Source organism: Flintibacter porci, assembly GCF_041925195.1.
Classification (GTDB): domain Bacteria; phylum Bacillota; class Clostridia; order Oscillospirales; family Oscillospiraceae; genus Lawsonibacter; species Lawsonibacter porci.
Genome location: NZ_JBHEVB010000011.1, coordinates 71,182 through 83,425 on the forward strand (window position 1 = coordinate 71,182; position 12,244 = coordinate 83,425).

Sequence of the window (12,244 nt, forward strand, 5' to 3'; positions counted from 1 at the left end):
ACGGCATCAAACCGCGGCTTTCACCGTAAATATTTTTACAGGAGGTTATTGTCATGTTATCTCTGGACGTTTCGCAGCTTCAATCCTTTTTACCTGACGGTGCTCTCGCTCACTATGAAGACCGACTCCGCCAAGCTTCCGAATGGATCAATACCCACACTGGTCCTGGTGGAGATTATACCGGTTGGATTCACTATCCCAAAGAATTTGATACTCAAGAGTTTGACCGCATCCAAGCTGCCGCCAAAAAAATACAGCAGCAGTCTCAGGTATTGGTCGTGGTCGGAATTGGCGGCTCGTATCTAGGTGCCAGAGCTGTCATTGAGCTTATTCAGTCCCCCAATTATAATCTGAAAAAGAAAGATACTCCGGACATTTTCTTTGCCGGCAACGGCATGTCTACCGATGCGCTGCTGGAAACTATCGCTTTAATTGGTGACCGTGACTTCTCTGTGAATGTCATTTCCAAATCCGGTACGACAACCGAACCGGCAGTGGCCTTCCGTATTTTTAAAGAGATGTTGGAAAAGAAATACGGAAAGGAAGGAGCTCGGGAACGAATCTATGCTACAACGGATCGGAGCAAAGGAGCGCTGAAAGGGCTGGCCGATGCCGAAGGTTATGAGGAATTTGTTGTTCCCGATGCAATTGGCGGTCGCTTTTCTGTCTTAACCCCGGTTGGCCTGCTCCCAATTGCGGTAGCCGGAGTAAACATTCAAGCCCTCATGGAGGGTGCTAAGCTGGCAATGGAAGAACTCGCTGCTCCCGGTATGGACAACCCCGTATGGAAATATGCCGCAGCCCGTCAAGCGCTTTACGATCAAGGAAAAAAGATCGAACTCTTGGTCGGCTATGAACCTAGCTTCCGCTTTTTTGCCGAGTGGTGGAAACAGCTCTATGGTGAGAGTCAAGGCAAAGAAAACAAAGGCTTATTCCCTGCCAGTGTAGAATTCACCGCTGACCTGCATTCTATGGGCCAATATATTCAGGAAGGCGAACGGCTCATGTTTGAGACGGTTGTACAGTTTGCTCCTCGCGGAGAAATTATAATTCCTGATGATCCGGATAATGTAGATGGATTAAACTATCTATCCGGTAAATCCCTGTCCTACGTGGCACAAAAGGCAATGCATGGAGTCATCTTAGCCCATGTCAGCGGAGGAGTGCCTAATATTCGCATCCAAATGCCTCAAATTTCAGAACACTCTGTGGGTTACCTGATTTATTTCTTTGAACTGGCCTGTGGGCTGTCCGGCCACTTACTCCAGATCAATCCCTTCAACCAGCCTGGTGTAGAAGCCTACAAGAACAATATGTATGCTCTTTTGGGAAAGCCTGGCTACGAGGGGCTCCGTACCCAGTTGGAAGCAAAGCTTTGATTTTGTCTTTTCTATTAAAAGAGAAAGTCATTAAAAAGTTCTTGTCTCACCAAAAAATACACAAAAATACCGGGGCAAAGCAAAGCTTTGCCCCGGTATGGAGCTACTGGTGGGAATCGAACCCACAACCTTCTCATTACGAGTGAGATGCTCTGCCATTGAGCCACAGTAGCGCCTTGTTCCTGCTCCAAGGAGCTTGAATAGGCGGATTATATTTTACCGGACTTTCCCTCGGAAGTCAAGGCTTTTCCCCTGCAAATGGGAAAAAGGCGCCATCTTCAAAAAGATGGCGCCTTTGAAGAAACTCAGTTCTTTTTACAGCATATCTTCGTCCACGATCTGAGCCTTGATCAGGTTGGTGGAACCGCTGCGGCCCAGAGGCACACCGGCAGTGATAACTACGGTGTCGCCGTTCTTCACCAGGCCCTCCTTCAGGGCACACTCCACAGACAGGGAGAAAATGCGGTCGGTGGAGTTGACCTCGCCGGTGAGGAAGGGATACACGCCCCAGCAGATAGCCAGCTGACGGCGGACCTTCTCCTGCATGGTGAGGGCCGCAATGGGGCAGGAAGGACGGAACCGGCAGATCATCCGGGCGGTACGGCCAGAGTTGGTGGCGGCCAGGATGGCGGTAGCGTTCAGGTCCATAGCGGTAAGGCAGCAGGTGTGGGTGATGGCGTCGTTGATGTTGGGCTCGGGAGTAATGCGGTGCTTCTGGAACTGACGCCAATAATTGATGGACTGCTCAGCCTCTTCCACGATGCCCACCATGGCGGTCAAAGCCTCCAGGGGGTACTTGCCGCCGGCGGTCTCGCCGGAGAGCATCACGCAGCTGGTGCCGTCAAAAACGGCGTTGGCCACGTCGGACACCTCAGCACGGGTGGGACGGGGGTTGCGGATCATGGAATCCAGCATCTGAGTAGCAGTGATGATGGGCTTGCCGGAGCGCAGACCCTTACGGATAATCTGCTTCTGGAGCACGGGCACCTTGGCAGCGGGGATCTCTACGCCCAGGTCGCCGCGGGCCACCATGATACCGTCGGAGACCTCCAGGATCTCGTCGATGTTGTCCACGCCCTCCTGGTTCTCGATCTTGGAGATGATCTGAATGTTATCTCCGCCAAAGCGGTGCAGCACCTCGCGGATGGAGCGCACGTCATCGGCCCGACGAATGAAGGAAGCGGCAATGAAGTCAAAGTCGTTCTCCACCGCAAACTGGATGTCGCTGATATCCTTCTCAGTCAGCGCAGGCAGGTGGATATGCACACCGGGGATGTTGATGCTCTTGTTGGCAGAGAGAGTGCCGCCGTTTTCCACGGTGCAGCGGATCTCAGCGCCCTGGATTTCCTCTACCCGCAGGGCCACCAGACCGTCATCAATGAGGATCTCCATTCCAGGCTTTACTTCCTCGTGCAGCTTGGGATAGGTCACGGCCACCCGCTCCCCGTTGCCCACGACGTCCTCCGTGGTCAGGGTAAAGGTATCACCGGCCTCCAGGCTGATGCTCTTCACGTCAAAGCTCTTGATACGGATCTCAGGACCCTTGGTGTCCATAATGGTAGCCACGGGACGGCTCATGGAATCCCGCACCGCCTTCAGCTTGTTCAGACGGCCCAGGTGCTCCTCATGGTCGCCGTGGGAAAAGTTAAAGCGAGCCGCATCCATACCAGCACGGATCAGCTTACGCATCATTTCTTCGCTCTCGACCGCAGGGCCCAGAGTACAAATGATCTTAGTCTTTCTCAGCATGTTTTCGTTCCTCCATTCCTTTAGGGACGTTTCTTTTATCTTCTTCTATTACGCCATTATCATACCTGATGACAGCCGCTTTGGCTAGCGGTGAAATGGATAAAAATGATTTCCGTTTCCAAAAAAAATCAGGCAAAGCCGTGTGAAAGTAAGGAAATTTCACACCTGCTTTGCCTGCTTTGCCTGTTTTTTACCTGTGTCTTCCAGTTATAAACGATTTCAGCCGCGGTAAGAGTCTGCCAGAGCCTTAAACTTGGGCAGAGCCCGCTGGATCATCTCTGTCTGCACGCAGTAGGCCAAACGGAAGTGGCCGGGCGCACCAAAGCCGGAACCGGGCACCAGCAGCAGATCAAACTGCTTGGCCCGCTCGCTGAATGCCATGTCATCGGACTCCAGAGAACGGGGGAAGAGATAGAACGCACCGCCGGGCTGAGCCACGTGGTAGCCCATCTCCCGCAGGGAATTCACCAACAGCTCACAGTTCTTCTCATACACCGACAGATCGCTGGTCATGTCACAGCACAGGGAAGTGACCTGCTGGAACAGACTGGGGGCGTTTACATAGCCCAGAGAGCGTCCCGCACCGGCCACAGCGGCATAGACCTCCTTGCTGTCGGTGACCTGGCCGGGCACCAACACATAGCCCAGACGCTCGCCGGGCAGGGAGAGCGACTTACTGAAGGAGTAGCACACAATGGTGTCTTTGTAGATATGGGGGATCCAGGGCACCTCTACCCCGGCAAAGGCGATCTCCCGGTAAGGCTCATCGGAGATCAGATAGATGGGGTGACCATACTCCGCCTCCTTCTTCTCCAGGATGGCAGCCAGCTGCTCCAGAGTCTGGCGGGAATAGACCACACCGGAGGGGTTGTTGGGGGAGTTAACCACCACACCCTTGGTGTTGGGGGTGATTGCTTTCTCAAAGGCATCAAAATCAATCTGGAAGTGCTCGATCTCCGGGGGAATCAGCACCATCTTGGCTCCCGCTCCCTCGATAAACACTTTATATTCGGGGAAGTAGGGGGCAAAGACGATAAACTCATCTCCGGGGCAGGTCAGGCCGTTGAACACACAGCACAGGGAGGCCGCCGCACCCACGGTAATGTAGAACTGGTCGGCTGTATAGTCTCCTCCAAAACGGCGGTTGAGGGAGTCGGCAAAACGCTGCCGGGCAGCGGCATCACCCTGAGCACTGGTGTAGCAGTGGATCACTTCCGGCTGCTCCTGCAGGATGCGGATGGCATTCTCATTCACTGCGTCGGGCGCAGGAACGCTGGGGTTGCCCAGAGAAAAATCAAACACATTCTCCCGGCCAACCTCTTTGGCCCGCTGATTGCCGTACTCAAACAGCTCCCGGATCACAGAACGGGCCGTGCCCAACTGCAGCATACGTTTGGAAACCATGGGACAAACCTCCTGGAAATAAATTCATTGGCGCGCCGGACAGCATGTCGCATTTTGTCCGGGTGTCTTTTCATTGTGCTTTATTATAGCACGCCTGTTTAGCACTGTAAAGCGTTGATTTTTTTTCGCCTTCATCTCGGATAATTTCCATTATTTCTCGCTATTTCTTTCAATTTCCCTATGCAAACTTTTATTTTCAAAATATTTACATCTGTCCTTGTGCTATTTTACCAATTTACAAATTTTTCATTTGTCATTATAATCAATATACAACAAACGCGCAGATTTTTCCGGCCGCCTGTTCCAAGCTGCCGCAGCATTGCTGCCGCAGAAGCCACATCGACTCAGACTTTCCTGGAAAGGGGGCATCTCCATGCAAATCATCGTTGGAAGATCGATTCAAAATCAAATTGCCGCCGGACCCCTGCATTTCTATACCCGCCATCCCTTCCCTTTGGCCTCCGTCTCCCATCGCTCCCAGGACGAGGAGATCCACCGCTTCCGTGCCGCCCAGCAGCGTTCGATTGTAATGCTGTCCAAGCTCTATGAGCAGGCCGCCCGGGATGTGGGCATTCAGGCCGCCTCGATTTTTTCCATCCACGCCATGCTGTTGGAGGACACTTCCTTTGTGGAGAGCATCCTTTCCGTTCTTTCCAACCAACATACTACGGCGGAATATGCGGTACAAACCGCAGGCAACAGCTTTGCTACCGCCTTTGCCGATATGGACAGCCCCTACATGCAGGCCCGGGGCGCCGACATCCGGGATATCTCCAACCATCTGATCCGCTGTCTGCTGGATATTCAGCCCCCTGATCCTCTGGGTGAAAAGCCTGCCATTCTGGTTTCCGACGAGCTGCTGCCCAGTGAAATACTGGCACTGGACCGGCGCAAGCTGCTGGGCCTGGTCACCTGGCACGGCAGCGTGGACAGCCACACCGCCATGCTTCTTCGGGCTATGAAGATCCCCGGCCTGGCTCAGTCAAACATTACCCCCATCTGGGATGAACATCCCGCCATCCTGGACGGCTTCAGCCAGTGCCTGTATGTTGATCCGGAACCTGAGGTGTTCCGACAGCTGGGACTCCATGTCCCCCGCTATCTTCAGCGCCGGGAAGACCAGGCCGTAGCTGCGGCAATCGAATAACGCAGATCAAAAAAGGACCGCCGAGGCGGTCCTTTTCTTATTTTTCCGGGCTGCGGAACTCGTGGACCCGCTCCTCTCCACGGAGAATACGCAGAGCGCCCAGAGCCAGCGCTTCCATCTCGTTTTCTCCCGGGATGACCACCACCTTGACCAGGTTGTGCAGGTAATCGATGACCATACCGGTGAGCATCTTGGAGTTTGCCAGGCCGCCGGTGAGGATGACCGCATCGATGAGCTCGGTAAAGCAGCCCAGCATGATACCCACACCCTTGGAAATCTGCAGAGCCTGCGCCTTATACACCAGCGCGGCCCACTCGTCTTCTTTCTGAATCCGGCGCTCGATCTCCTGACAGTCGTGGGTACCCAACAGAGCAGACATACCGCCCTCACCTCGCAGCTTTTTCAGCATCTCCGGCTTGGTGTACTTGCCGGAGTAGCACATATCCACCACGTAGAGCATATTGAGGCTGCCAGACCGGTCCGGAGAGAAGGGACCGGCATCGTCCGACACCGAGTCAATGATCCGGCCATGGCTGTGGGCAGAGATGGAGATTCCTCCACCCAGATGGGCCACCACCAGATTCATATCCTCATACTTACGTCCCAGCGTCTCCGCGTACTTGTGGGAGGTAGCCCGAGCGTTGAGCACGTGGCAGAAGCTGGTACGGGTGACCTCCTTAAAGCCGGTGACACGGGCCTCAGGCAACAATTCGTCGCTGGTGACTGCATCATAGATATACGCAGGAATCCCCAGGGGTTTAGCAAAGGCCCGTGCCATCAGTCCTCCCAGATTGGAAGCGTGGTCAAAGGCAGTATGATGGCGCAGACAGTCCTCCAGCGCGTCGTCCACCTGATAGCCTCCCGCTACAATGTGGGGAATGATGCCGCCCCGGCCCACCACGGCCGACAGGGTGGACAGGTCAAAGCCCTCCTGGGCCAGCCAAAGCCGCACCAGGGCCACCCGGTAATCCAGCTGGTCGTACAGGGTGGGATAAGGAGCCAAATCCTGATTGGTATGCACCATGCTTTTCACCGCCAGCTGGTGCTCATCCTCATAAATCGCCGCCTTGGTGCTGGTGGAGCCTGGGTTGAGTACTAACAAACGATAGGCCATATGCGTCGCCTCCTACTGCAACTGGTATGCCGCTCACCGGGCCATGGCGGCCGCAATGAGGATGGAATCGTATTTTTCCGCCGGAGTAGCACCCCGGGAGTTGATGGTGATGGGCACCGACGCCCCCAGCACCAACCCGGCCATATCGCCCCCCGCCAGGCCATACAGGGACTTACCCAGCAGGTTGCCTGCGGTGATATTGGGCACCAGGAAAATATCCGCGTCTCCGGCCACCGGGCTGTGGTATCCCTTGATGGCTGCCGCCTCCCGGTCGGTAGCCAGGTCCAAAGAGATGGGTCCCTCCACCAGGCAGTCTCCAAAGGCTCCTGCCGCCCCCTCTTCTTTCAGGGCGGCGGCATCCACCGTCTCCTGCATCTTGGGATTCACCGTCTCCACCGCACACAGCACCGCCGCCTTAGGCTGATCATATCCCAAAAAGCGGCACAGGCCCAGGGCGTTATTCAAAATCGCACGCTTCTGCTCCAGGTCGGGAGCTACCACCATACCGCCATCGGTAATAAACATCAGCTTATGGTAGGCGGGCACGTCCAGAATGGCCACGTGGGAAAGCACTGCGCTCTCCCGGATCCCGGTGCCGTGGCGCACCACTTCTTTGAGCAGGGTTCCGGTCTGGAGCATTCCCTTAATGAGCAGGCTGCCCCGCCCCTGACGGATCAGCTCTACCGCCCGGCGGGCGCATCCTGCCTCATCCTTCTCATCCACCACATCTTCCTCAGGCACCTGCCAGCCCATGGCCTGGGTCAGCCTTTGGATCTCGGCGGCGTCACCCACCAGAACCGGACGGATGAGTCCATCCTCCTGGGCCTTGCGTACTGCCTGGAGTGTATGTTCCTCATGGGCCGCGGCTACCACGGCGGCCTTTGGCGGAATATGCTTCAGATCCTGTTTGAGCTGCTGGAATCCGGAGATCTCCATATCAAATTCCTCCCAACCGGCGGAACGCTCCGCCTCCGGTCCCTGCGGGACAACATTTTTCTTGGGTTTATTCTATCAGTTTTTTGAAAAAAAGTATAGAGAAACTTTGATTTTCCGCGTTAAAGCAACAGATTTGCCCCATTTATTCTTTCTCCAAATAAAGCGCACCCTCAGGCGGCCACAATTTTCTCTTGACTTTATCGCTTTTATGCGTTACAGTTTAACGTAATAAAACAAGGGAGATATTTTTCCCTATAAGAGGGTGAAACGATGGCAATCAAGGTAGGGCTTCTTCTAATCTTCTTTTCCGTCATGGTGGGTATCGGTCTCTACTGCCGCCGCCACGCTACCAACGTCAATGGCTTTGTGCTGGGCGGCCGCTCTGTCGGCCCGTGGCTCACTGCCTTTGCCTATGGCACCAGCTACTTCTCCGCTGTGGTCTTTGTAGGCTATGCAGGACAGTTTGGCTGGAAATACGGCATCGCTGCCACCTGGGCGGGCATCGGCAACGCTCTGCTTGGCTCTCTGCTGGCCTGGGTGGTGCTGGGACGCCGCACCCGCATCATGACACAGCATCTGGACAGCGCCACCATGCCGGAGTTTTTCGGCAAGCGGTTTGGCTCCCAGAAGCTGAAGGTGGCCGCCTCGGTGATCATCTTTATTTTTCTCATTCCCTATACCGCCAGCTTGTATAACGGCCTGAGCCGCCTGTTCGGCATGGCCTTTGACATCGACTACGGCGTTTGTGTCGTGGTCATGGCCATTCTTACCGGGATCTATGTGATTGCCGGCGGCTATATGGCCACCGCCATCAACGACTTTATCCAGGGCATCATCATGATCTTTGGCATCTGTGCCGTCATCGCTGCAGTTCTCAACAGTCAGGGCGGCTTTCTGGCCGCTCTGGAGGGATTGGCTCAGGTGAATGATCCTCAGGTCTCCTCCGTCCCCGGCGTATTTGCCTCCTTCTTTGGCCCAGATCCCCTCAATCTGCTGGGGGTGGTGCTGCTCACCTCCCTGGGCACTTGGGGACTGCCCCAGATGGTACAAAAGTTTTATGCCATCAAAGACGAAAAGGCCATCGACACCGGCACTGTCATCTCTACCGTCTTTGCCACCATCGTGGCCGGAGGCTGCTATTTCCTGGGCGGCTTTGGTCGGCTCTTCTCCGACCAGGTGGATGTAGCTGCCAACGGCTATGACTCTATCATTCCCACCATGCTCTCTGGCCTGTCCGACGTGCTCATCGCCGTAGTGGTCATTCTGGTGCTCTCCGCCTCTATGTCCACCCTCTCCTCCCTGGTGCTGGCCTCCAGCTCTACCCTGACCCTGGATGTACTCAAAGGGCGAGTGATCCGGGAGAACGACGAGAAAAGCCAGGTACTGGTCATGCGGGGACTCATTGTGCTCTTCATCGCCATTTCTGTGGTACTGGCTATCATCCAGTACCGCTCCAGTGTCACCTTCATTGCCCAGCTCATGGGCGTGAGCTGGGGCGCTCTGGCCGGAGCCTTCCTGGCCCCCTTCCTTTACAGCTTATACTGGAAGAAGGCCACCCGCGGGGCCTGCTGGGTCTGCTTCCTGTTTTCTACAATCTTTATGCTGGCCAATATCTTTGTGGGCGACCACTTCCCCACACTTCTCCAGTCTCCCATCAATGCCGGCGCTTTCTGCATGCTGTCCGGTCTGGTTATTGTCCCAGTGGTATCCCTGCTTACCCCAAAGCCGGACAAAAATCTCGTGGACGCGGCCTTCTCCTGCTATGACCGCAAAGTTCTGGTCCGCCAGCGTCAAGCACTGGGCGAGCGGGAATAATCTTTATTTTCTCTTAAAATTTGGGCCAAAAACTCCATTTCTTGGGCAAGAAACACCATGTTCAAAGTCAGAGCCGTGTGGTATCCTATGGAGGATATCATACGGCCTGCTTTTCGCCGCTGACTTAAAATCATACGGGGCTTTCCCGCAAAGAAAGAGTTGATATTATGATCATTGATATCCACACCCATACGTTCCCGGACAAGCTGGCCTCCACCACTATTCCCAAGCTGGAGCAGATGTCCCACACAAAATCCTATGTGGACGGCACCAACGGCGGTCTGATTGCTTCCATGGCCAAAGCCGGGGTAAATTATTCGGTGGTACTGCCTGTGGCTACCAGCCCCAAGCAGGTGCTGCACATCAATGACAGCTCCGCACGCATCAATGAACAGTTTGCGCAGACCGGGATCTTCTCCTTTGGCTGTATCCATCCTGATTACGACGACTACCGCGCCGAGCTGGCCCGGGTAAAGGAGCTGGGCCTGAAGGGCATCAAGCTCCACCCCGTCTACCAGGACGTGGATTTTGACGACATCCGCACATTGCGTATTCTGGACCGGGCCGCTGAGCTGGGCCTCATTGTGCTCACCCACTCCGGCCTGGACGTAGGCTTCCCCGGCCGGGTGCGGGTCACTCCCGCCATGGTCCAGCACGCGGTCAAGGAAGTTGGCCCTCTGACTTTGATTCTGGCCCACATGGGTGGCTGGCGTAACTGGGACGAGGCAGAGGCTCTTCTGGCGGATGCTCCGGTCTATCTGGACACCTCCTACTCTCTGGGCACCCTCCATGCCCTGGATGACGGCTATTATAAGCCCGAAGATCTGCCTATGCTCAGCCAGGAACAGTTCCTGCGCATGGTCCACACCTTTGGCCCCCACCGCTTCCTGTTCGGTACGGACAGCCCCTGGGGCGACCAATCTCAGGGTGTGGAGCGCATCCGCTCTCTGCCGTTTACCGAAGAAGAAAAAGCCGCGATTCTGGGCGGAAATGCTCAAAAGCTGCTGCAATTCCCTGAAATCTAAAAACAGAGCGTCATAACTGCAAGCAGTTATGACGCTCTGTTTTGTTATCGGAAGAAACGCAGGTTAATATCCACGTTGCCGGAAATGCCAGGCACACGACCAGTGGAGGTATACTGCCACATATCGAAGTCATAGTAGAACGTAGGAACGCTGTTATACTGGGCCAGCCAGAAGGGATAGTCCATCAGCTGGCTCAGGTCGTACTGCTTATACCCTTCAGAGGGATTGAAGTAGACCATGGCCTCATAACCTGCAGCCGTGATATCCTCACAGAAGGCATTGGCCATCTTACACATGGTGCTCACGCTGGGCACTGTCTGTGTACGGGAACCGGCATAGTTCTGGCGCTCCCAGTCGAAGACCACCGGATAGGTCAGGTCATAATCTTTTACCTGCTCAATGACATATGCGGCCTCCTCCCGAGCCTCCTCCACAGTGATGGCCTGAGAGAAATAATACACGCCTACATCCAGTCCGGCATCCAAGGCACCCTGGATATTCTGAGTGAAATACTTATCCGGCATCATCTTGCCTTCACTGCCATAACCGCGATATCCCACGCGGATAATTGCAAAATCGATGCCGGCGTCGGCCACCTTCTGCCAGTCGATCTCACCCTGATAGACAGATACGTCAATTCCCAGTTCTGTTTCTACCCCCGGCTCCGTGTAGGTCATATAGCCGTCGGATCCCTTTAAGAAGTATTTGTTATCATAGGAATTCACGGGAACACCGTCTAAAATATCATAATAGGTGTTCTGGAACAAAATCTGCTTTCCGTAAGTATGTACACGGTCGATCTGCCACACGATTACGCTGATCTCTGCACGGCTGATCGGCTTGTCCGGCAGGAAAACGGTCTTTCCATTCTCTGTGCTGCCGGTGACGATTCCCATCTCATAAAGAGCAGTCAAATAGCCATCGTCAACATCGGAGAAGGGGGATTTACTCTCCGACGGGCTCAGCCCCAGCGCTTTGGCGGCCAGACGGGCAACCAAGATACGAGGCATATCTCCATCCAAATCATCGCCGATCTCTTCGCTGGTCAGATAGCCCTTGGACACTGCATAATCTGCATAGCCGCTGGCCCAGTGGCTGTCTGTCGCGGCAATCGTTCCGCTTCCCGCAGCCTTCAGAACCATGACCAGAGCCGCTCCTGCGCTTAAGGGGTCATCAGCTCCAAAATATCCATTTCCATAGCCATCAATAATGCCCATGCTATTAAGGACCGCTACGTAATTGTAGTACCAGTCACCCTTCTGCACATCAATAAACGGACTGGTATAGCCGGAAGGCACAGTAAGTTTATAGGATCCTGCCAGAACAGGCTGGACCCCCACTACGGCAGCCAAAGCCAATGCAGCGGCTCGCCGTTCAAATTTCTTCCAATTCATCTTGCTTTTTACCTCCATTTTGGGTTTACGATAATCAGACGGAATTATTATATCAAATGTCGCTTTCTGGTACAATAGGTAATTCTGGAAAAGAAAAAGGACGAACAAAACTGTTCGTCCTTTTTGTGTTGGCGTTACCTATCTTCCCGGCCCGTCTCCAGGCAAGTATTTTCGGCAGAAGCGAGCTTAACTTCCGTGTTCGGAATGGGAACGGGTGGACCCTCGCCCTAATCAACACCAACTACTTTCCTTCGAAAAAGAAAGTAAGCAAAGAAAACTTC

At 54.5% G+C, this 12,244-nt stretch carries 9 protein-coding genes, 1 tRNA gene and 1 rRNA gene; 4 read left to right on the plus strand and 7 right to left on the minus strand.

Going from position 1 to position 12,244, the window contains the following annotated elements; all coding sequences use genetic code 11:
* Window positions 1-53 precede the first annotated feature (53 nt).
* Entirely contained in the window at window positions 54-1,379 is a 1,326-nt protein-coding gene (locus ACEVJL_RS12305) for a glucose-6-phosphate isomerase (RefSeq protein WP_374738038.1), read from the plus strand.
* A 98-nt stretch (window positions 1,380-1,477) separates the two neighbouring features.
* Here ACEVJL_RS12305 and ACEVJL_RS12310 read toward each other — a convergent pair.
* From ACEVJL_RS12310 to ACEVJL_RS12320, 3 genes are all read right to left on the minus strand, one after another.
* A tRNA-Thr gene (locus ACEVJL_RS12310) sits at window positions 1,478-1,552 on the minus strand.
* A gap of 142 nt (window positions 1,553-1,694) precedes the next feature.
* A complete protein-coding gene (gene pyk / locus ACEVJL_RS12315) occupies window positions 1,695-3,128 on the minus strand; it encodes a pyruvate kinase (protein WP_302667410.1) in 1,434 nt (477 codons plus the stop codon).
* A gap of 219 nt (window positions 3,129-3,347) precedes the next feature.
* Window positions 3,348-4,532: a pyridoxal phosphate-dependent aminotransferase gene (locus ACEVJL_RS12320; protein WP_235398307.1), complete on the minus strand. Its 1,185-nt coding sequence runs from the start codon at window positions 4,530-4,532 to the stop codon at window positions 3,348-3,350.
* Window positions 4,533-4,905: 373 nt separating this feature from the next.
* Here ACEVJL_RS12320 and ACEVJL_RS12325 point away from each other — a divergent pair, with 373 nt between their 5' ends.
* Window positions 4,906-5,679, plus strand: a complete 774-nt coding sequence (locus ACEVJL_RS12325) for a phosphoenolpyruvate-utilizing N-terminal domain-containing protein (RefSeq protein WP_302667409.1) — start codon at window positions 4,906-4,908, stop codon at window positions 5,677-5,679.
* A gap of 37 nt (window positions 5,680-5,716) precedes the next feature.
* On the opposite strand, the gene buk is transcribed toward ACEVJL_RS12325, so the two are convergent.
* Both buk and ACEVJL_RS12335 read right to left on the minus strand, forming a co-directional pair.
* Window positions 5,717-6,793 (minus strand): butyrate kinase, encoded by a 1,077-nt coding sequence (gene buk / locus ACEVJL_RS12330; RefSeq protein ID WP_374738039.1) that lies wholly within the window; start codon window positions 6,791-6,793, stop codon window positions 5,717-5,719.
* 33 nt (window positions 6,794-6,826) lie between these two features.
* Window positions 6,827-7,729, minus strand: coding sequence for a bifunctional enoyl-CoA hydratase/phosphate acetyltransferase (locus ACEVJL_RS12335; RefSeq protein WP_302667408.1), 903 nt, complete (start codon window positions 7,727-7,729; stop codon window positions 6,827-6,829).
* A gap of 270 nt (window positions 7,730-7,999) precedes the next feature.
* Between ACEVJL_RS12335 and ACEVJL_RS12340 the strand changes: the two genes are divergently transcribed.
* Together ACEVJL_RS12340 and ACEVJL_RS12345 are read left to right on the plus strand one after the other, a co-directional pair.
* Window positions 8,000-9,544: a sodium:solute symporter family protein gene (locus ACEVJL_RS12340; RefSeq protein WP_374738040.1), complete on the plus strand. Its 1,545-nt coding sequence runs from the start codon at window positions 8,000-8,002 to the stop codon at window positions 9,542-9,544.
* 167 nt (window positions 9,545-9,711) lie between these two features.
* Window positions 9,712-10,569 carry an amidohydrolase family protein gene (locus ACEVJL_RS12345; protein ID WP_374738041.1) on the plus strand — a complete coding sequence of 286 codons (858 nt, stop codon included), beginning with the start codon at window positions 9,712-9,714 and terminating at the stop codon, window positions 10,567-10,569.
* Window positions 10,570-10,613: 44 nt separating this feature from the next.
* On the opposite strand, the gene ACEVJL_RS12350 is transcribed toward ACEVJL_RS12345, so the two are convergent.
* Window positions 10,614-11,963: a GH25 family lysozyme gene (locus tag ACEVJL_RS12350; protein ID WP_374738042.1), complete on the minus strand. Its 1,350-nt coding sequence runs from the start codon at window positions 11,961-11,963 to the stop codon at window positions 10,614-10,616.
* A gap of 126 nt (window positions 11,964-12,089) precedes the next feature.
* Window positions 12,090-12,205 (minus strand): 5S ribosomal RNA (rrf, locus tag ACEVJL_RS12355).
* Window positions 12,206-12,244: the final 39 nt, after the last annotated feature.